17 protein-coding genes and 1 tRNA gene are annotated in these 20,749 nt (G+C 63.1%); 9 read left to right on the top strand and 9 right to left on the bottom strand.

Annotated features, from left to right (window positions below):
* Window position 1 precedes the first annotated feature (1 nt).
* From J2Y54_RS11010 to J2Y54_RS10995, 4 genes are all read left to right on the top strand, one after another.
* Window positions 2–2,710 carry a BPTD_3080 family restriction endonuclease gene (locus J2Y54_RS11010; protein ID WP_310041290.1) on the top strand — a complete coding sequence of 903 codons (2,709 nt, stop codon included), beginning with the start codon at window positions 2–4 and terminating at the stop codon, window positions 2,708–2,710.
* Window positions 2,711–2,724: 14 nt separating this feature from the next.
* Complete coding sequence (locus J2Y54_RS11005; protein WP_310039559.1) at window positions 2,725–5,907, top strand: site-specific DNA-methyltransferase; 3,183 nt, start codon at window positions 2,725–2,727, stop codon at window positions 5,905–5,907.
* 85 nt (window positions 5,908–5,992) lie between these two features.
* Window positions 5,993–7,720 (top strand): ATP-binding protein, encoded by a 1,728-nt coding sequence (locus J2Y54_RS11000; protein ID WP_310039557.1) that lies wholly within the window; start codon window positions 5,993–5,995, stop codon window positions 7,718–7,720.
* A 24-nt stretch (window positions 7,721–7,744) separates the two neighbouring features.
* Window positions 7,745–7,966, top strand: coding sequence for a hypothetical protein (locus J2Y54_RS10995; RefSeq protein WP_310039556.1), 222 nt, complete (start codon window positions 7,745–7,747; stop codon window positions 7,964–7,966).
* A gap of 36 nt (window positions 7,967–8,002) precedes the next feature.
* Here the strand turns inward: J2Y54_RS10995 and J2Y54_RS10990 are convergent, their stop codons facing one another.
* The 3 genes from J2Y54_RS10990 to J2Y54_RS10980 are packed head-to-tail and all read right to left on the bottom strand — an operon-like array spanning window position 8,003 to window position 10,522.
* Complete coding sequence (locus tag J2Y54_RS10990; protein WP_310039555.1) at window positions 8,003–8,449, bottom strand: hypothetical protein; 447 nt, start codon at window positions 8,447–8,449, stop codon at window positions 8,003–8,005.
* Window positions 8,439–10,220, bottom strand: a complete 1,782-nt coding sequence (locus J2Y54_RS10985; RefSeq protein ID WP_310039554.1) for a relaxase/mobilization nuclease domain-containing protein — start codon at window positions 10,218–10,220, stop codon at window positions 8,439–8,441. Before J2Y54_RS10985 ends, J2Y54_RS10990 begins: the two co-directional genes overlap by 11 nt.
* Window positions 10,217–10,522: a hypothetical protein gene (locus tag J2Y54_RS10980; RefSeq protein WP_310039553.1), complete on the bottom strand. Its 306-nt coding sequence runs from the start codon at window positions 10,520–10,522 to the stop codon at window positions 10,217–10,219. Before J2Y54_RS10980 ends, J2Y54_RS10985 begins: the two co-directional genes overlap by 4 nt.
* 1,357 nt (window positions 10,523–11,879) lie before the next feature.
* Here J2Y54_RS10980 and J2Y54_RS10975 point away from each other — a divergent pair.
* From J2Y54_RS10975 to J2Y54_RS10960, 4 genes are all read left to right on the top strand, one after another.
* On the top strand, window positions 11,880–12,011 hold the full coding sequence (locus J2Y54_RS10975) for a hypothetical protein (RefSeq protein WP_310039551.1): 132 nt from the start codon (window positions 11,880–11,882) through the stop codon (window positions 12,009–12,011).
* Between the two features lie 50 nt (window positions 12,012–12,061).
* A complete protein-coding gene (locus tag J2Y54_RS10970) occupies window positions 12,062–12,997 on the top strand; it encodes a hypothetical protein (RefSeq protein WP_310039550.1) in 936 nt (311 codons plus the stop codon).
* Between the two features lie 66 nt (window positions 12,998–13,063).
* Window positions 13,064–14,044 (top strand): hypothetical protein, encoded by a 981-nt coding sequence (locus J2Y54_RS10965; protein WP_310039548.1) that lies wholly within the window; start codon window positions 13,064–13,066, stop codon window positions 14,042–14,044.
* A gap of 74 nt (window positions 14,045–14,118) precedes the next feature.
* Window positions 14,119–14,316, top strand: coding sequence for a hypothetical protein (locus J2Y54_RS10960; protein ID WP_310039546.1), 198 nt, complete (start codon window positions 14,119–14,121; stop codon window positions 14,314–14,316).
* Between the two features lie 16 nt (window positions 14,317–14,332).
* Here the strand turns inward: J2Y54_RS10960 and J2Y54_RS10955 are convergent, their stop codons facing one another.
* The 5 genes from J2Y54_RS10955 to J2Y54_RS10935 form a co-directional block, all read right to left on the bottom strand.
* Window positions 14,333–15,628: a phage integrase central domain-containing protein gene (locus J2Y54_RS10955; protein ID WP_310039544.1), complete on the bottom strand. Its 1,296-nt coding sequence runs from the start codon at window positions 15,626–15,628 to the stop codon at window positions 14,333–14,335.
* Between the two features lie 314 nt (window positions 15,629–15,942).
* On the bottom strand, window positions 15,943–16,908 hold the full coding sequence (locus J2Y54_RS10950; protein WP_310039543.1) for a trypsin-like peptidase domain-containing protein: 966 nt from the start codon (window positions 16,906–16,908) through the stop codon (window positions 15,943–15,945).
* Entirely contained in the window at window positions 16,898–17,746 is an 849-nt protein-coding gene (locus tag J2Y54_RS10945; protein ID WP_310039542.1) for a hypothetical protein, read from the bottom strand. Before J2Y54_RS10945 ends, J2Y54_RS10950 begins: the two co-directional genes overlap by 11 nt.
* Before the next feature lie 156 nt (window positions 17,747–17,902).
* The gene (locus J2Y54_RS10940) at window positions 17,903–18,739 is read right to left on the bottom strand and encodes a DUF6615 family protein (RefSeq protein ID WP_310039541.1); all 837 of its coding nucleotides are present in this window, start codon (window positions 18,737–18,739) and stop codon (window positions 17,903–17,905) included.
* A 352-nt stretch (window positions 18,740–19,091) separates the two neighbouring features.
* Window positions 19,092–19,182, bottom strand: a tRNA-Ser gene (locus J2Y54_RS10935).
* A gap of 87 nt (window positions 19,183–19,269) precedes the next feature.
* Between J2Y54_RS10935 and J2Y54_RS10930 the strand changes: the two genes are divergently transcribed.
* Window positions 19,270–20,127 (top strand): peptidylprolyl isomerase, encoded by an 858-nt coding sequence (locus tag J2Y54_RS10930; protein WP_310039539.1) that lies wholly within the window; start codon window positions 19,270–19,272, stop codon window positions 20,125–20,127.
* 3 nt (window positions 20,128–20,130) lie between these two features.
* Here the strand turns inward: J2Y54_RS10930 and J2Y54_RS10925 are convergent, their stop codons facing one another.
* Window positions 20,131–20,748 carry an ABC-type transport auxiliary lipoprotein family protein gene (locus tag J2Y54_RS10925; protein ID WP_310039538.1) on the bottom strand — a complete coding sequence of 206 codons (618 nt, stop codon included), beginning with the start codon at window positions 20,746–20,748 and terminating at the stop codon, window positions 20,131–20,133.
* Window position 20,749 lies beyond the last annotated feature (1 nt).

Below are 20,749 nucleotides of genomic sequence, written 5' to 3'. Positions count from 1 at the left end.
GCTGTTCTTCTGTCAAGTCGAGGCGGCCGAGACCATCATCTGGCTAACCGAAGTCGCGTCGAAGGCAGGCAGCGGCCATCTCGGCTATTTCGAGGAAGCCGGCGAGGCTGCGAATCCCGGCCTGTTCCGCCTGGCCATGAAGCTGGCGACTGGCGCCGGCAAGACGACCGTCATGGCGATGTTGATCGCATGGCAGGCGATCAACAAGGCCCGCCGCCCGCAGTCGAAGACGTTCACCGATGCCTTCCTGCTGATCGCGCCCGGCATCACCATCAAGGATCGGCTGCGCGTCCTTCTCCCCGAGACAACGAACTCGATCTACGAGCGCCTGTCGATCGTGCCGCGCGACATGATGGACGATCTCAAGAAGGCGCGGATCGTCATCACCAACTTTCATGCCTTCCAGCTCAAAACCAAGACCGAGATCAGCAAGGGCACCCGCGAGGTTATGCGCGGCCGCGATGATCCCGAGGAGTTCGACGCCCGATTCCGCGAGACCGAGGACGAGATGGTGATGCGGGTCGCCCGGCCGCTGATGGGGCGGCGCGGCATCATCGTCATCAACGACGAAGCGCACCATTGCTACGAAGCGCCGCCGACGACAGCCACCCAGCCGGTGGCGCGGTCAGAGGAAGAGAGCCAGGCCGAAGCGGACGCTGAAGCCGAAGCGAGCCGCAAGGAAGCGCGGGTCTGGATCAACGGCATTCGTGCCGTTGATCGCGTGCTGGGCGTGAAAGTCGTCTACGACCTTTCCGCCACTCCCTTCTTCCTGCGTGGGTCGGGACAGGAGGAAGGCAAGCTCTTCCCATGGGTCGCGTCGGACTTTTCGCTGATGGATGCGATCGAGGCCGGTATCGTCAAAGTGCCGCGCGTGCCGACGCACGACGATGTGGTGAAGCGCGAGGAGCCGATCTTCCGCCACGTCTACAAACATGTTCGCGAGGGGCTGCCGCGCAAAGGCCGGCGCAAGGGTGGTTCGCTGTCGCCGGGCGAGCTTCCCGCCCAGCTCGAGGCCGCGCTGAAGGCGCTCTATCGCGACTATGCCGCGCGCTACGAGGAATGGATGGCGAAGGGCGCGGAGACGCCGCCTGTGTTCATCGTCGTCGCCAACAACACCTCGACCTCCAAGCTGATCCACGATTGGATCGCGGGCTGGTGCGAGAATCCGGACGAGGAGGATCCCGCCAAACGCCGCTGGCGTGCGGGCAACCTGCCGCTTTTCAACAATGTCGAGGACGGCCAGCCGCTCAACCGCCGCCGCACCGTCCTGATCGACAGTCACGAGCTCGACAGCGGTGACGCGATCTCAGACGCCTTCAAGGCGGTTGCATCAGACGAGATCGAGGCCTTCCGCCGCGAACTGCGCCGCACGCCCGGACGGGATGCGGACGCGCTGACCGACGCCGATCTGCTTCGGGAGGTAATGAACACCGTCGGGCAGAACGGCAAGCTCGGCGGCCCGGTGCGCTGCGTCGTCTCGGTGTCGATGCTCACCGAGGGGTGGGATGCTAACACCGTTACGCACATCCTCGGATGCCGCGCCTTCGGCACCCGGCTGCTGTGCGAGCAGGTCGTCGGCCGCGCACTTCGCCGCGTTTCCTACGAGCCCGACGACGAGGGCATGTTCAGGCCGGAATATGCCGAGGTGCTGGGCGTGCCGTTCGATTTCATGCCGGCCAACTCAGCCAAGGACTTCGCGCCGCCCAAACCACGCACTCGCATTTTCGCCGACGAGAAGCGGCCCGCGCCCGAGATCCGCTTCCCTCGCGTTCTCGGCTATCGCGTGCAGTTCCCAAAGGGCCGGCTCAACGCCACGTTCGGCGATGGCAGCACGATGCGACTGGGCGCGGATACCCCCATCCCCCGGGAGACCGAGATCGATCCGCTGGTGGGCGCGGGCAACCGGCTCGACCTGGGTGAGCTTGACGCGATCCGGCCGCAGACGATCGCCTATATGCTCGCTAAGCGCGCGCTGGAGCGCTGGGCGCTGATGGCCGAGAACATGGGCAACGAGCCTCTGTTCCTATTCCCGCAGTTTCTCGCCATCGCGCGGCGCTGGCTGTCTGAATGCCTGCACCTCGCCGACGGGCGCACCGTCGGCTATCTGAGCCTGGCCGGCTTTCGCGACGAGGCCGTGGAGAGGATCGTCCGCTCCTGCGCCAAGGCGCTCGACCGCGCGGGTAAGGAGGAGATCCTCCCCGTCCTGCCACCCTTCGACCAGGAGGGGTCGAGCCGGCATGTTGACATGTTCACCGCCAAGACCACCCTGCTCGAGACCGATCCGGCGAAGTGCCAGGTGAACTACGTCGTCTATGACAAGGACTGGGAATGCGCCTTCGCGGAGCGGCTCGAGCGCATCCCGCAGGTGCTGGGCTACGTGAAAAACCACGGTCTGAACTTCGAGGTGCCCTATGTCTTCATGGGCCAGGAGCGAAGGTATCGCCCCGATCTTATCGTCCATTGGGATGACGGCAAGCCCGATCCGCTCCAGCTCGTCGTGGAGATTAAGGGGCGGCGCGATGCGGATGACGAGGCGAAGATCGACACGCTGCGCTCCTATTGGATCGAGGCCGTGAATAATGACGGGCGGTTCGGCCGCTGGGGGCCGCCGATCGAGATCACCCAGCCCTATGACATGGAAAAGGCTTTCGAAGACATGGTGAAGGCGTTCGAGGCGGCCGTTCCGCCGGCCCAGAAGGTCGCGGCCTGATCGTGGCGCGGGGGGTGAAGAAGCCGGTGGAGGTGGCGACCGTCCAGCACCGGCGCGACCGGCGGCGCAATAATCCAACCATGGAGCTGCAGAGCTTCCTCTCGGAAGAGGAGGCCGCGCCTGAGACGGTGACGCTAGCGCGCGCGACTAGCCCGGCAACGCATCCGGAGCTTTACGAAAGAAACAAGGCGCTCGACCCGCAGCTGGTGTGGGCGAACGGCAATGACGGACAAGGGGCAGTGCAATTGGCGTGGCGGGGCAAGGACGAGCAGGACGCGGAGCCGCTGAGCGTGGATGCGGTGCCGATCTATACGGCTGAGAAGATCCATCCCAAGGCGATCATCGACGACATCCGCCGGCGCGCGGCGGCGAACGCGCCGGAAACCGATTCCCCGGACCTGTTCGCCGACTTTAACGGCATTGATGACGAGGACCGGCTCGACTTCTACCAGCACACCCAAAAATGGACCAACCGCCTTATCCTGGGCGACAGCCTTCAGGTGATGGCGAGCCTAGCGCAGAAGGAAGATCTTCGCGGTAAGGTCCAGTGCATCTATTTCGACCCACCGTATGGCATCAAATTCAACTCGAACTGGCAGGTGAGCACCCGCTCGCGCGAAGTTCAAGACGGCAAGTCAAACGATCGCAGCCGCGAACCAGAGCAAGTAAAGGCGTTCCGAGACACATGGGCCGACGGCATCCATAGCTATCTGAGCTACATGCGTGACCGTCTGATCATCATGCGCGAGTTGCTGAGCGAGAGCGGCTCGATCTTTGTTCAAATTGGCGATGAAAATGCGCACCGCGTTCGCGCAGTCCTTGAAGAGGTATTCGGGCGAGAAAATTTCGTCGTCGAGATTGTCTTTTCAAAGACGAGCAGCTCGACCGGTGAGGTTATCGCCCCAACGATTGATCGCATTCTGTGGTTTGCCGTCAACAAAGAACGCCTCAAATGGCGACCTTTCTGGATAAGAAAGAGGCCGGGCGAAAGGGGCGGAACTGGATACAAAAATGCGCGCGCAGTTTCCGGTGAGCGTCGCCCCCTCTCGGATGCCGAACTGTCTGGATCAGCCACGCTTCCTGAAGGCTGGCGCACATACTTCCGAGACAATTTGACCAGTCAGAGCATCGGTCGAAGCAAGGGAGAGGGCGCGGCCTCTTGGTTTCCCGTGACCCTCAAAGGCAATGAGGTCAGACCAGCGCAAACGGTTCGTTGGAAAACGAACGAGGAGGGCATGGCTAGGCTGCTGAAAGCAGATCGTGTTGAAGCTAGCAGCTCGGACAAGCTAGGCTACGTTCGATATCTCGATGATTTCGCTGCATATGCGCTCGGTGATATCTGGACGGACACGCTCGGACAGAACCAGTTTGGTGGCGATAAACTGTATGTCGTGCAGACCGGCCTCACCGTCGTCCAGCGCTGTCTTCTCATGGCCACCGATCCGGGCGACCTGGTGCTCGACCCGACTTGCGGGTCAGGCACAACGGCCTTTGTCGCCGAGCAATGGGGTCGGCGCTGGATCACCATCGACACCAGCCGGGTCGCGCTGACGCTCGCGCGGACGCGGCTGATGGGCGCTCGCTATCCTTGGTATGCGTTGAAGGACAGCGAGGCGGGTGCAGTCGAGGAGTTGGCGCTCACGCTCGGCCGCAAGCCGACCGACTCCGAGGCAGCCGAGGTGCGCAAAGGCCCGTTCACGAACGACATCGCTCACGGCCTGGTCCTGAACCGCGTGCCGCACATCACGCTTAAGTCGATCGCGAACAACAAGGCGATCGATGTGATTTGGGATCAGTGGCAGGAGAAGCTTGAGCCGCTTCGCGACGCGCTCAACGCTGCTGCCGGCACCTCATGGGAAGAATGGCAGATTCCGCGCGCGCCCGTGCATCCGTGGGACGAGAAGCCGACCAAAGTGTACATCAAGGTCAAGGCGCTGATCGCCGAGCGTGAGCGGATGCGGTCGAATTGGGATCGCGGCGACGAGGAGATCGACGAGACCGACATCGCCAAACAGGACAAGAAGATCGGCAAGGCGATCGGAGAGCTGAACAAGCTGCTCGGCCGCACCTACAGCATCGACACCCTGCCCGAGCATGCCGGCGATCCGCTTCCCGCTGCCGCGCTGGAGCCGCACGCCGCCTGGTGGGAAGCCCGGATCGGCCGGCAGACGGAGATTGACAAGTCGATCGCCGACAATGCCGAGACCGAATATCTGGTGGACAAGCCCGTCGAGTTGAAGGGCACGGTGCGGGTCGCCGGGCCGTTCACGGTCGACAGCCTCTCGCCCCATCGCGTGCTTCCCGCCGACGAGGACGACCCGCTGTTGCTCGCCGCGCTCGATGAGGATCAGGTGGCGCCGACCCGGCTCGCGGCACGGAGTGACGGCGGCGAGGCGAGCGACGACTTCATGCGCGTCGTGCTCGACAATCTGAAGGTCGCGGGCGTCGGCAACACCAAGAAGGGCGAGCGGTTGCGCTTCACCGCGATCCGCCCCTTCGCCGGCCGCTATGTCAATGCCGAGGGGCGCTACACCGAGGGCGACACAGAGGGCGCTCCCGAGCGCCGCGCCGCCATCTTCATCGGACCCGAATATGACACCGTCACCCGGGCGATGATCGTCCAGGCCGCGCGCGAGGCCGCCGATCTGTTCGACGTGCTGGTCGTGTGCGGCTTCGCCTTCGAGGCGCATGCCTCGGCCGACACCATGCAGCTGGGCCGCCTGACCGTGCTCAAGGTCAATATGAACCAGGATCTCCGCATGGGGGATCGGCTCAAGACCGCCGATCAGGGCAACCTGTTCGTCGTGTTCGGCGAGCCCGACGTGAAGCTCCGCCGGCGCGGCGACGGCGACTATGAGGTTGAGATCAAAGGCGTGGACATCTTCAACCCCAACACCGGCGAGCAGAAATCATCCGGCAAGGTCGAGGACGACGTGGCCTGCTGGTTCATCGACGATGATTATGACGATACCAGCTTCTTCGTCCGCCAGGCTTATTTTCTCGGCGGCAAGGATCCCTACGAGAAGCTCAAGACCGCGCTCAAGGCCGAGCTGGACGAGGACGCCTGGAGCGTGCTCAACTCCACTGTCTCCCGCGCCTTCCCTGCGCCGACGACCGGCAAGATCGCCGTCAAGGTGATCAATCACTACGGCGACGAAGTGATGAAGGTCTATCCCGTCGCCGAGGCGGAGGGCTGAGGCGAACATTTCGCATGCGAGCTGACCGTCTTCGCGCCTTTCCCGGCCAGCAGCGTCCCGCTATCGGCGACCCCGGAGGGGCCAAATGCCATCGTTGACCGGCGACATCATCAACCGAGTCCGTCGCCTGCCAAAGCCGACCAGCGCCGCTGAAGCGCTCCAGCCGATGTTCGAGGCTGTGAGCAATGCGATGCACGCCGTCGACGATCTGGGCCGGCCGGGGCGAATCGACGTCACGATCACGCTGGGAGCCAAGCCCAGCGAGCATGTCATCACCGTTCTCGACACGGGAGTTGGACTTGATCCGGGTCGCTTTGAGGCCTTTCTGACGACGGACACCGACTTCAAAAGCAACCGGGGCGGAAAGGGTATTGGGCGGCTCCTCTGGCTTGACGCCTTCGAAAGCATCTCGGTCGACAGCATCTATGAGCATGACGGCAAGCTCTTCCGCCGTGCCTTCAACTTCGTTCTGGCTAAGAACGAACAGGTTCAGGGCGAGATTGTCGAGGAGCTTGAGGAAGGCTCCGCCGCAAGCGGAACCGGGATCACGCTGCGCGGGCTGCGAGGAACCGCCTACCAAGGGAAGTTCCCGAGCCGCCCCGAGACGATCGTGCGTCATTTCGGCTCGCATTTCCTTGCCGAGTTCATTCTGGGCCAGTCGCCTCCCGTCCATTTGACCGTTGCCGATCAGACAGTGGAGTTCCCTGGCGCGATCAAGGATCTGCTGATCGAGGAGAGGGGGCGGTCGGAGATAGATGCAGGAGAATTCGGGGCGCTGACCATCGATCATTTCGTGTTCGACAAGGCCGCAAGCTCTGACTTCGACGGGAATCACCAGCTCCACCTCGTCGCCAACGGTCGAACCGTCACAACGCGCAAGGTCGACGGACTGCTCGGCGTCGGCCGCTTCGGGGAGAACGCGCGAGCGGTTTATCACGGGTGCGTTCAGGGCGACTTCCTGGACGAGCGCGTCAATCAGGAGCGAACCAACTTCAATTTCAGCGAAGCGGTTGCGGACGAGATCACCAAGGTTTGCGCGCGCGCCGTCTCGGAAGAAGCACTGGACGATGAGGTGAAGGCCTTCGACAGCTCACGCCTCACGACGATGAATGAATTTCTGCAAAAATATCCGTCGTTTGGCTTCGCGAGCCCGGAGGAGTTGCTCGAGAAAACCCCGAAGAACGCGGTCAAACCTGAGCAATTCGCCCAGGCTCTAATCCCGACACGCATACGCCGCGACACCGAGCGTGATCGGCGGGTCCAGGAGGTGGTGAACAAGCTCGGTACCGGAGAAGCCTTGTCCGGCGACTTCGCCGAGCTGGTGCGCGCGGCCGCCGACGACGTGAAGGCGGAAGAGCAGCGTCAGCTGACCGAATATGTGCTTCGCCGGAAGCTCGTTCTCGACGTAATAGAATTGCTTATCTCCCGCGTCCGCGAGCGGACCGGGCAGGATGACTTCCATCTGGAGGAAACCCTCCACCAGTTCATCTGTCCGATGCGCGTGCGCGGTGACGATTCGAACCGGATCGAGACCTCCGACCACGACCTGTGGGTGGTCGACGAGCGCCTGACCTTCGCTACATATTTTGCCTCGGACGTCCCGATCTCTCAGCTGGTCAGCGAAGCCCGGAGCACCGAGCGACCCGACATTGTGATCTGGGACAAGATTCACGGTCTGGGTGTCGAGAGCGAGGATCCGCTCAAGCGGGTGCTGCTGATTGAGTTCAAGAAGCCAGGCCGTGAAGATTACAGCGAGCGATATTCACCGCTCAACCAGGTGTCCCGCTATCTCAATCAGCTGGAAAAGGGCTAAATTGAGGGCCTGAACCGCCAGCGGGTGAGAGTGGCGCCGGACTGCGTCTTCTATTGCTATGTTGTCGCCGACATCGTCGGCGCGCTCGATATCCATACCTCCACATGGAAGACGACGGCCGATGGCCGAGGCCGGTGGACCGAGCTCAGCGGCAAATTTCGCGGCTCGATCGAAGTGATCGAATGGCGGGATCTGATCGGCGACGCCCGAGCCCGCAACGCCGCCTTTATCAAGTTGGCGAGCTGAGCGTGCGCCGGGCTGGCGATCCCGGACCGGGCAGGCTCACTCGTCCCTTTCCATCTGCGCGGCCTGCCACGCCATCAGATCCTCAGCCGAGTAGCCCGCCTGGGGTTGAGCTTCGGCGTGAAGCGGCTCTCGATCACGATCCAAACCCGAAGCCCTGAGGGCCGTCGCGCTTCTACGCTCGGGCTCAGCCTCGCCCCTGAGCAGCATCCGCTCTCGGACGTGCTGCAGCATCGCGATGCAATCGGAGTCCTCAAGGGCGAGAAACGCCGGACGCCTCACTTCGTAACGGCTCGGCAGGGAGTTCAGCATATCTCGCGCGGACATGTAGGAAGGGTCGAGCGAGGAGCTCAACAGCGATCGGCTCCAATCATCGAGCGCTTCATTACGCTTCCGCTGCAGGAATTCCTGAACCCGGGGATTGTCGTCGAACATCGCATGTTCAGCCAAGCGCTTGTTGCGACCGTCGGCCGGGTCATCGTTCAACACGATCTCGAGCGGGCCCGAGCGGCCACTCTCCTTGGTATCTCCGGGCATTTCGCGACGCCGAAGAAGGGCCAGCGAAGTTCTCGAGCTCTCTGATCGCCCGATCGATGCGCATCTCTCGAACAAGATCGTCAGCGAGGTCGGGCTCTTCCCAGTGGATGGCACTTGGAGCTGTGGCCGGGGTCGAGAGATCGGGTCGTTCCACGACCTCCTTCACCGCCGTCAGCGACAAGCCGTCCGCATCAAGAACCTCGATGCCGAGAACAGCGGCGCGCTCGGCGACCAATCGAAGGTAGGCTTCCGGGCCTCGAGCCGTGACCGAGCCCCAGCGGGCGGCGGCGATCCTAAGCGCTTCGTCGATGCCGTCGGAGCGATCGACGGCATGAACGACGATCGCTATCCGATGGTCGGTGAAGAGCGGGGTTCCCTCGGGCAGCCGATACTCAGTCGCCCAGCCTGTCTCATTGCGATCAAGATGAGACGGGACTTTCCACTGTTCCTCGACGCCATCGACGGCCGCCGGAAGGAGCAGGCAGGGTGAGATGGCTGGCGGTGGCGCCACCGGCTCGCCCGCCTGGGTCCACGCTTTCTCGGTCAGCCGATGCTTGGTGCAGCGCGCGATCGCCCGCTTGAACGCCTCGGCGATGCTCTCGTCCGCCGCCTTCGCCTCAGCCTTGATCGACTGCGTCACCACCTTGGCAGCGCCCGGCGGCAGCGTGGCGGTCGTCGCCGACACCCAGTTCGCCAATCGCCGACGTTCCTCGTCACGGGCTAGGCGAAGGCTCTTCAGCTGCCCATCGAACGCATTGCGGTAGGCCTCGTAGGCGGGGTTCAGCCGGATTAGATCCGGCTCGAAGGGTCCGAGCCGCTGCTCCAGTCGCGGGCGCGACAGGGTTGCGTGAACCTCCGAAGCGGTAGCCGACGCGCCTTTGTACGAAATTCGCGCACCGCTGCCGGCCCTATCGTAGGCGACCCCGATCTCTTCTAGGGTCGAGTGCAATTCCGACCAGCTGAGAGCGCTCTCCGCAGCCGCAATCATGTCAGCACGCTTGGGCCGCATCCTCGCCGGGATCCGGTGGTGCTTCCGCCCGATCGCCTTGTACCAGCCGCTGATGAACTGGCCGTTCGCATCGCGAACCATGATGTCGGTGTCCGCGTCGTAAACCGCGCCCTCGCGCGCCACGTAAAGCGCGTTCGGCTCCCGGGCCCGACCTTGGCGCTCCTCCACAAGAGCCAGCGCCTGATGCAGGTCGTCGACGAGCCAGTCAGTTCCGGCCTTATAGCCGGTAAGCGGGTCGACCCGGACGATCGACAGATGAAGGTGGGCGTTCGAAGTGTTCGAATGTTGGGCCCAGATCACCTGGCACCGCTCAAGTCCCAACGTCTCGAGGATGATGGTGATCGCCTCCTCGCGCTGCTCCTCGGTCCACGACTCGCTTTCCTGAAGGCTCAGGATGATGTGGATCACCGGGCTCTTCATCCTCGGGGCGCGCGCTGCGACGGCGAGCATCTCGGCCTGCCGCTCGGCCAAGTTCGCACCGAACAGATTCCGAACACCGGAGGCCTCGACCTTCTCTCCGGGTTCGATACCGGCCGCCTCGACGGCGAGCGCATAGTCGGACAAGGAGACAACATCGCGCCCAACGTCGGCGATGAGCGAGTAAGGATCGGCATCGACGATGTAGCGGGTCAGCGCGAACAGGTTCTCGCGCAGCCGCTGCAGGGCGGCTCGCCGCTGCCTTCGGTTCATCCTGATGAGCTTGCCGATCACCGCAAGACCTCCTCGCGCGCGATCCGCGCGAATTCGCGCAGGATCGATCGAAGTTCGTCCAGCTGTTCGGCGGTGATCGTCCTGCTCGTCATGACCGCGTTGTGAATGGCGATCACGTATCCAAGCGCGGCCACTGACGGCCAAGACTCCGGTTCGTCGCCGAGCAGCAAGTCGGCGATGTACGTGCCACGGTAGGTGCTGGCCTCAGCGGCCTTGGCCTCGAAGAACCTGACCCGCTTGGGCGGGAGCCGGATGGAGACGGTCTCCCGGGCCTCTGGCGACTTTTCCTTGCGCGCGGTCATTGCGCGAGCTCCAGCTGCGAGAAGGCTCTCCGCCGAGCAGCTACGCGGTCACGTATACGTGACCCATCCTGTTTCCCTTTTTCCTCCAATTTCCGGGGCAGGCCGCCGGCCGGCCCCGCCGTCACATTGGAGCTGTCGGAGCGGCCTGGGAGGCACCGCGACGGCATTACTGGTCCGAGCAGGCCGCACGTCAAAGAGGAGTTTCGAGTATAGCCACGTGACCCGCCGGCGGATCCGACAGCGGACGGCCATCTGGCGCAACCGCAGCAGCCTCCCGCTTGCGGCATTCCAAGCGCCGCGTCACCAACGAGCCTCGCAAGACTCGGCCGGGGGTCGGCCGTCATCGAGGCGATGTCGTCGGCTGCATGGAAGCCGCCGAAGTGGCGTTCTGCGAAGCACCGAGATGGCCGGCTTGATCCCGGGCAGCCAGAGCCACGGTTGCGAGCCGCGATGTCGATCAGCGTGGGATTCTGGCGAGCGCGGGCTAAGCACCAGGCGCCCCGCCACATAGCGGTCAAAAACGGGTTTGCATCTGCCGACACGAACGCAGTCGTGGGAACCGTTGGCTGGGCGTTGTCAGAGGGAGTGTCGCCCTGACAGTCGAGAAGTCGTCTGAGCTCTGGCACACCGGCCGTGGGCAGTTGCGCAAAATCCGCCAGAGGAAAGTCAGCACAACGGTCTACCGGCTGGCGCTTGGCGCTCAGGCAATCCGTCCTGCAGGAAACCGGGAAGGCAGCGGCCACCGTCGCATCAAGCGATGCGCTTGGCGCTGGCAGGCGCTTCCGACCTGTCATCGGGCGGGCAACTTTGTCGGTCGAGAGACCGGCTAATTCGCAATCAGTCGGGCCGCCGCGCGCAGGCCAACGCAACCATGAGGACGGAAGTACGCCCATGGGCGAGTTAGGCGACAAGACGGACTGAGACCAGATCAAAATATCCATTCCGCTTGAATCAAGTAGAATGTTCCCTTGGTCAACAGGTCTTATCGATATTGCTGGCTCAACTACCGTAAACCGTAGTCAATTCCTGTCACGTTACGCCATCAACATAGCCTGATCTTACAAGACGCCCGTGTTCGTTTTAGATATGTGTCCGAGAGGTAGAAATGAACACTGTAGACAAGTGGCGTCGTGATGCCGATCGCATGCTCTCGGCTCCGGTCGAGCGGAAGCGGAACATCAATTCGATTACCGGCCGGGTTGAGGACAGGTTCGAAGCCATCCTGAACGCTCGCCGTCGCGGAATGCCGTGGGCTCAAATTGCTTTAGCGCTCGAGACTGATGGGCCGGTGAGTGCCGACGCCGTTGAGAGCGCTTGCAAGCGCATTTGCAATGAGCGTGGTGTGGTACCACCGCGAATGCGGAAGCCCTCCTCGTCCGCGAACAAGGCTTCGCAGAAGCCCGTCACGTGCGGCGGCGAAGCGGCGAGCGACGGGCAAGCCACTCTTGTCGACCGGCCGCAGAAGCGCTGGGTCGATGATGGCGATTAGGGCGCGGCGGTCCGCTCGCATCAACATTAATGCTCCTGGGGATATTCATAATGACTGATAAATTGGGCCGCTACTCCGGTCTCACCGTTTTCGTTACCAGCACGCCTAAGGGCGGTGCTGGTAAGACCGAGACCGCCGACCTTCTTGAGGCCGGCCTGACCCTCAGCGGGTCGAAGTGCGTGCTGGTGGACGTCGACGATGGCAATCGCGGGCTGAAGCGGCGAGTTGGCGAACGGTCGGTTGTTAAGACAGACTGGACGAGCTCGGTGATGAAGGCGTTTGCCTGGCTCGGAACCAACGCCGCTGACGCCGACGCGCTGATCTTCGACCTCGGCGCGGGGATCGACAGTTCCGATCTGCCGATCATGGCCTTTCTGGCGACCGTCTGGAGTCTTCTTCAGCAGGGCGGCGCACGCATCATCTTCTGCGCCGTCGTGTCTACCAACGCGCCGACCTCTTCCTTCATCGACAGGATCGGTCGGAGCTTCGGCGATCTCGGTGAGGTCGCGATCGTCTGCAACAATCAGGACGGCTCTAAGGAATTCCCCAAGGAGCTCGCCGGTCGGCCGGAGCCGAAACTCAACCTGCGGCAGTTGGCTGCGGGCATTCAATCTGTCCGCTTGGCTCGGCAGGAACCGCTCAGCACGGTTCTGCGGACGCCGGCGAGCGATTACCATCTCGCCACGGCTCTCATGGCTCAGCGCCTTCTCGCCTTCGCTGCGCAGCCGATCATCCGCGAGGTGGTTTCGCCGGCCGCCACGGAGTGGCTGGATGCTCTTGCCCGGCGGGCGGCACCCAGGCTCCACTTCACGGTATCGCGCAAAGCGCTTGCGACGGACGCAGCCATCGAACTGAACGCTCGGGTTGCGAGGGCCGACGATGCCCTGCTGGCGCCGGGCATCGAAGGTTCGGCGCTGCTGGACGCGGCTCGTGCCTATCGCCGTGAACGGGCGGCGTGGGCTGCAGCAACGCGGACGCTGAAGTAAATCTTTCCTTCATCATCAGATGCTTACCGACCAAACCCCTTAAGTGGATTAGCGTCGGTGAGAGCATTGGTGAAAGATAAGGGGTTTCCGACGAGTTATGAGCTGCGCAAGCGGGTCATCGATCTTGAGGCGGCTAAAGCGCTGTTCTCTCAAACATTCATGACTGCGGCATTCGAGGCTGGGGGGCACCGATCAAGGAGCAAAACCGAGGACTGCAGCACGCAGCAGCGTTCGGATCTCGCGCTTCGCAGGTGGATCAACAAAGGGGGGCATGACGCCGTCGCAAGAGCTTGCCTGGCCTACGCTCTTTCCCTCGAGCATCAGATTGACCGCCCGGCTGAGAGCAAGTTCGAGGATCTGCTACGCCAAATAGCTCATGGCGCGACCCGGATCGCACAAGCGGCCGATACTCTCGCCGCTCAGGTTCTTACGCACTATCAGGAGACTGGCCAGGTCGACCGCCTACGGGCTGAGGCGCTGTATCGGCTCGGACACGCGCTCGAAGGAGGGTTCGATGAGGGAATCGGGAGTTTCGAGCGATCGTTGATGCCCCGGCTTAGCGGCCACCCACTTGGGGGCCTCGATATGAACCACGGAATGGCAAACTGCGTCATGCTTGCCGACCGAGCTGAACGGGTCTTGGAGGACTATCGGGCATGGGCCAAAATTATGCGCGCCGCGCCACCCGCGCGCCGGGGCGCAACAGCATCGAAACCGAAGACGCTGCCGATGAAAAGCGGAAAGCGGCCGAACCGGGACCGCGACGCCTTCATTGAGGATCTCGCCGCCATCTATGAGCGAGGCTCAGGGTATCAGGCCAAGGCCAATCGTGGATCCTTGACCAACGGTGACGTCTCACCCTTTGCCCGCTTCGTCGAGCGTGTATTCCATGAACTTCGTGCGCAATCCTACCTCCCGAACGACGACAGATTTGACGCACCCTCGGTGGACGCAATCCGAGCGGCGCTGAAGCGGCGACAGGGCCGCCGAAAGGCGCAGAAGCAGGGCGCAAAATCCGAAAAATCCAACGGAACTTCAGATAGTTAGGGAAAATCCATTCCCCTATGTCTACAGGGGTGGAGCACTTCGGCGACAATGATCTCACCAGCCAAGGAGGTCATATGAAGTCTAGTTTTCCGAAGTTCATCAACATCAAGCAGATCGCTGCCGGTTTCGGCATAAGCGAGTTAACTGCTAACCGGTATTCCATCGGACCGGACTTTCCGGAGCCCTTTTATTTCAGCCCGGGAAAGAAGGTCTGGCTGGCGGAGGAGGTTCTGGCTTGGTTCATGAGCCGCCGTGGGAAGCGGCGCGCCTAGTGCGTGCTGCAGCACCTCAGCTCTTGCGCCGCCGACGACCAGCTACGAGGTCTTCGGCGGCGCAAGCATCTTGCATCAGCATGGATACCCAGATCGTCGACAACTCCCGCCGCCGCTTGAGAATCTTCGCCTCATTATATTTCAGCTCGGTCGCGGAGACCCCTTCAGGAATGTGAGCAAGCATCAGGTCAATTGCCAAGCGGTCCTTCTCCCGCCCATGCTCCACGGCCCATTCGTTCATAATTGTGGAAAACGTCCCACGCCATCCATGAGGCACGTGACGGCCTCGCAAGCCTTCCCTCAAGTAAAGGTAGCTCAAAGCATTTTCGGACATCGGCTTGAGAATCGACCGTCCTCCAGGGAAAACATAGTCGCTTCCCCAATTAATGGCGTAGGACGCGCGGAGGGCTTCGACGGCCTCAGGGACCAGGGGTACGACGTGGTCGTGGTCGTCGTCATGCTGCCGTCCAAGTTCGAGCTTCATCTTCGCTGCAGGCACGCGCCAGACTGCCCCCGGGCATTCGTCCACGCCGGTCAGGTCGAGGTTGTGCAAATCATCCCAGCACAACCACCGGATCATTCCGGGGCGCTGGGCGGTGATAGCGAGCAGCCGCGAAGCGAGCTTGACGGTCGGAGATGCCTCGGCGGTGTCGGTGATGCCGAGCACCTTCCGCACATCCTCGATATTCTTGACCCTCGGCCAGCGCTTCCCAGCAGGCTTTGGCTGGAGCGCCTTGCCAAGCGAGGCAGCGGGATCGAAGGCGGCTCGACTCTTCGCAATTCCATAGACAAAAATGGCCGAGATCCGCTGGCGGAGGCGGTGAGCGGTCTCAATGGCGCCCCGGGCTTCAACCTTCTCGAGCGTCGCCAGCACGAGAGGAGCATCAATCGAGGCAACGGGCAGAGCGCCAAGATCAGGGAAGATATCCCGCTCCAGGCTTTCGATGACATCAGCCGCATGGACCGGCTTCCAGCGTGCAAGCTGCTTGCCGTGCCACTCGCGCGCCAGAAGCTCGAACGTATCCGCAGCCGAGAGGCGGCTCGCTAGTGCGGCGCGCTTAGCTTCAACGCAGGGATCCTTCCCTTGGCGGAGCAGCCGCTTGTCCTCGTCACGGAGAGTACGCGCCTCCTTTAGTGAGACGTCCGGATAGGTGCCGAGCACTCGCTGCTTCTCTTTGCCCGCAAAGCGATATTTGAAGTGCCAAGACCGATGACCCGTCGGGGTTACGTAAAGAATAAGTCCGCCAGAGTCAGCCAACTTGTACGGCTTCTCGCGCGGAGCTGCCCCCTTGCATTGCGCATCCTTCAACACAAAACATTTCCTCATTTGAGCAATCACTCTGCTCATAGAGAAAGTAACCTTCGTGCGACTAAATCATAGCTGACGGGGGAGTCGTTGATAAACTTTGACAGGATTTAGACTCACGTGATAGTACTTGGAGACTATCGAGTAGTTTATCCTGTCTGCCATAGTGCGAATGATCACCGTTGTGCCGACAGGCGGGCTCCGCACCGGAATAGTCCCGCCGCTCAAGAGGCCTCACCAAGGGCTCCGCGCTGACGCTGGCCGATTGTGGCCGGTAGCGGTCCGACCGCTTTCAGGTGGAAGCACAGCGAAACCCGACCTCACACGCAGATGTAATCGCCGGTCCTACTGTTGAACGACATGCGTCCGACCTCCTTCAGATCGGACGCTCCTTCCATCGCCATCAGCGCCTCCCGCGTCGGCGCGATCATCGCGACGTTGTCATCCTTGTCGAAACCGCCCCAGCAGAAGATCTGTCCCGGCGAGCCCGGATCGACCATCGGGAACAGCGTCTCGGCCAGCCCGCTACCGGAAAAGAAGACGGCGGACCCCGTGGCGGCGAAGGTCATGCCGGTGCTCACGACACCGATGACGTGGCCTTCCTTGTTCACCACCGGTCCCCCGCTCATGCCCCCCGGCCAGTCGCGGTCGACGCGGAAGAACGGCCACGGCCGTCCGCGCCCGGCGTCCGCCGGCTCGACGTCCGTTATCATCGCCGATGACCCATAAAGATACTGGGAGATCGGCCTCAGCTTGTCGTTCTTCTCGGCCTCGGCACCGACGTCGAGATCGGCGAACCCGAACGCGCTCACTTGGTCGCCAATGGTCGGCCGCCACCGCCGAAGGTCAAGGCCCAGATGGAGCGCGGGCCCAGCGGCTACCGACGAGCGCGCAATCTGCAACGACGCTAGCTCAGTCACGTTGCGCAGTTCGGGCGCCTGTCCGAACTCGCTGCGCACACCGCATATGGTGAACATCTCCTCGAACGTCCGCCATTGCTCCGGTTTCACCACCGGCGCACCATAGGGGATCCCTTCCAGCTCCAGCGCGACAAGTCGGACGTTCTCGCGCAACGCCGCCTTGCCATCCCTGGCCTCTAGCAGCTCCTCGATGACGTGATACGCAGTAGCGCAGGCGCCCCACGGATTGATCCTGAAGGTCGTCCCCCGTCCCTCTGGTCGTTCCGACAGGTCGCGCTTATCGATCGCGAACAACGGCATGATCATGGATCGCAGCGCCGGGTCTTGGACTAGGAACAGTCCACGCTCGTCGAGCTCAAGCTCCATCGAAATGCATCCTAAACGCCCGGCGAATCGCCTCTGCCTCAAGCATGTTGGCACGACCCAGCTTGTTCGCTCGAAGGATGATCCCTGCGAAGCCCAGACCCGGCCTTCGCTGCTTCATCCCATGGATGAAGAACACCGGTGCACCGCTCATGCCATCATGGTCTTTCGGAATTGGATCCTCGCGCCTCGCCGGTTCGAGCGGCACGAGCCCAGATTTATCCCAATCGTTCGTCTCGTCCTGGCGAAAGTAGAGCTTCCACCATCTCGAGACGATATCCACGCCCGTGACGCTATAATCCTCGTCGTAGCTGGTCTCGTAGTCGGTGTCGCTGGTCGGAAAACCGAGCGTGAAGATCGCGTCGATCGAGCCTGCGGGCACCGCGCGTAGGTCGGGCACGTTCAGGAGATCCATCTGCAGGAAGTGCGGGGCGAGATCGCGTTCAGCACTATGCGGCGCGTATTCCGCTAGCAGGATGTCGGCCACGTCCGCATAGTCGGGGTCGACCGCCGGATCGAGAACCGCTTGGCTCACCTCGTTCGGGTTGATCGCCACCCGTCGGCCGCCCTCGACATCGATTATCATTACGATGTCCCCCGGGCCGCGACCCGCATTCGTCAGTTGGTGCCGGCTGCACAGCAGGAAGTTGCGGTTCCTCACCCGGACGCGGAGGCTGGTTCCTGAGAAGGAAAGCTCGTGGGTTTGGCCCTCGTTGTAGAACGCCAGCGGCCGGACAAAGCGCAGTAGGCTTCCCGGAACCGAGGGAGCGGCAAGGGCGAACCCGTTCACCTCAATGGAAAGCGTTAGGTGCGCCTGCGTGTACGGATCGATCGACATCATCGACAGTCGCTTAGAGAGTTGGCGGAAGGGAGACGAGCAATTCCGGCCGTATGCTATGGTTCACGGCTGCATTCGCTTCGGCGCAGGCCTCCACCCCTCCTCAGTGACATGGCCAAGCCGAAGTCGCCGTGGCGTTCACGCGGCGTCGCACGCCTATCATTCGCCGCTGAGGAAAACGACCGCGCTCCTGTCCAGCTGATCATCGTCGTCCCCGTCGCGGCCAGCGCGCGCGAGGATACGCTCGACGACGTCGGGGATGCCGTCGCCGATCCTTGGATGAGGCACCGCACGCAAGTCGATGTCGAGTTCGCCGGCCGTCCGCGCGAGGCGATCGCGATCGAAGGCGAGGAGGGCGGCGATGTCGATCGGCCGGGGCATCCCGCCGGAGTCGAGCGTGCAGAGCAGGAAGGTGAGCGGCATCATCAACGGCGAAAGGGTGGTGAACCGCTTGGCCGAGGCGGGAAAGCTCTTGCCAGCCACGTTACGGCGGATGTGGCGAGCGATCGCATGGCCGTTCGCCCAGTTAACCCCAGCGCAGTGCGACGGATAGGAGGTGTCGGGCGGCGCGCCTTGGTCGCAGTTATAGAACAGGTAGATCGGATAGATTGTCGCGCCCGTCCGACGAGAGCCGGCGACGTAGCCGAGCAGCTTGCGCGCCTGAGCGCCAGGCGCGGTGCGCGGATGGGCGAGCTCGTCGAATGCCCACAGGGCACTGTTCTGCCGGTGATAGTGGAGGATTTTTGCCTGCAGCGCCAATCCGATATGGGTGCGGGTAGCGCGATCGACGAACCACCAGTCCATGTCGGCGGCGGTCACCGCCTCGTTCGACGCCTTCACCACGATCCGGGGATCACGCAACGCACGCAGGCCGCGCAGCATCCGGTCCGTCCAGGTCGTCTCGCGCCAGGGATGGCCAAGCCGGCGGGCGTCGGTGAGCTCGTTGCCGACCTCGACAGAGAACCAGTTGGCAAAGGCGCATAGCGGACGCGTCATGCGACGCTTGTAGAGTCGAGGAGCGGTCCCGCCAAGCGCGGCCGGGGCTTACCCGCCCACATAAGCACTTGCAGGAGCGAACGCTTCGCTCACTTGAACGGGTGTCGGCTTTCGAGAATCTCAGAAATGCGGCTGAGTGTCCGACATGGGGCGCACTCCCGTCATTCCGCGTCAACACCCGAACCGCGCAACAAGCCGATGCCCCCATGTTGGAGCTCCGTGCCCCCCAGCGTGCCACGGCTTCTCTGCGCATGCCTGAATACGGCTGACATCCCTTCGCCACTAAAGCTTAGGTTCTTCAGGGAGTTGCGGCAATCCATGGCGATGATTGACATCGCTTGTAGCGCGTAAATGGCGGAGCGGGAGGGATTCGAACCCTCGATACGGTTTTGCCGTATACTCACTTTCCAGGCGAGCGCCTTCGACCACTCGGCCACCGCTCCGCATCGCTGGAAGCGCGGTGCCTAGAGATTTGCCGGCGACTGTGCAAGCGCGTTGCGTCCTGGCGCGCGGCGTGACAGCTTCACTGCATGTTGAGCCTTACCCTCGCCTTCGCGCTGCAGGCTGCGGCGCCCGTGCCCGCCCCTGCCCCGTCCGACCCGCACCCTGCCGACTGGCGGGACATCCCGGCCGACGAGCTGCTGGTGCTGACCCTGCCGGAACAGCGGCAGGTCGTGATCCGCCTCGCGCCGCGCTACGCACCGGTGCATGTCGCCAATATCCGCACGCTCGCCGCCGCCGGCTGGTGGGACAGCGCGGCGATCTACCGGGTCCATGACAATTATGTCGTGCAATGGGGCGACCCGACCGAGAAAAAGCCGTTGCCGCGCGGGGTCATCGCCCAGCCTCCGGCCGAATATGACTGGCCGCGCTTTGATGCCGTGACGCGAATGACACGCACCGATCCCTATTCGACCGCGAGCGGGCACAGCGCCGATGGCTGGCCGCTTGCCACCAACGGCACGGTCGCGTGGCTGCCGCATTGCTATGGCATGGTGGGCGTCGCGCGCGACATGGCGCCGAGCACGGGCAGCGGTGGCGATCTCTATGCCGTGATCGGTCACGCCCCGCGCCACCTCGACCGCAACATCGCGATCGTCGGGCGGGTATTGGAAGGGATCGAACATCTTTCAGCGCTTCCGCGCGGGACCGAAGGCGGGCTGGGCCTGTACAAGGACGCGAGCCAGCATGTCGCCTTTACCCGCGGCCGGCTGGCCAGCGCCCTGCCCGAAGCCGAGCGCCCGCGCTTTCAGTATCGTGCGGCCGACAATCCGCGCTTTGCCGCATGGATCAACGCGCGCGAAAATCGCCAGCCGCCGTTTTTCAACGTGCCGTCAGGCGGCGCGGATATTTGCAATGCCATGCCGTCGGTGCGGCGGGTCGATTAGCGCTTACTGCCCGACCCAGTCGGCCACGTCACCCGCCACCCGGTTCGCCGCCTGGTTGAGCGCGGTGCCGGCGGCGGTCGGCGTGATCTGCGCGAGCGGTACGCGTGCTTCGAAGCGGCGCTTTTCGAACGTCATCGGCGGGCGCGTGCCGTCGCCAGCGGCGGGCCGATCGCGCACGAGCGTCGCTTCATAGACGACCACTGCGGCATTGCTGTCGGCGTCGACGCCGAACTGGCGCAATTCGCCGCCCAGCCGCGCACCGGGGTCCGACAGCGACTGGCGCAGGCCGAGCACGACGCGGCCCGTGCGCACCGCAATCGTGTCGCCCAGCACGCGCGCGAACATGCGGTTGGGCGCTTCGACCCATTGCGCGTCCTTGAGATAGGCAACCGCCGTGCCGCTGCTGCGCACCGGCACGCGGGTCACTGCCAGCTCCTGCGGCACCGACGGGACGGCGATGGTGATCGATCGCGCCGTGGCAGAGCTGACCGTCTGGCCGGTCGGCATTGTCGCATCGGCCTCAAGCTTGAGTAGCGAGGGCGGCGGTTCGGCACCGAACTTGATGCACCCGCCGAGCGACAGCGCGGCAAGCAGAGCAGGGGCGAGGAGGAGCTTGCGCATC

It is taken from the genome of Sphingomonas sp. BE123, assembly GCF_031456015.1.
Taxonomy (GTDB): domain Bacteria; phylum Pseudomonadota; class Alphaproteobacteria; order Sphingomonadales; family Sphingomonadaceae; genus Sphingomonas.
Note: the sequence above shows the minus strand (reverse complement) of the source record. Positions and strands in the feature narration are given on the sequence as shown.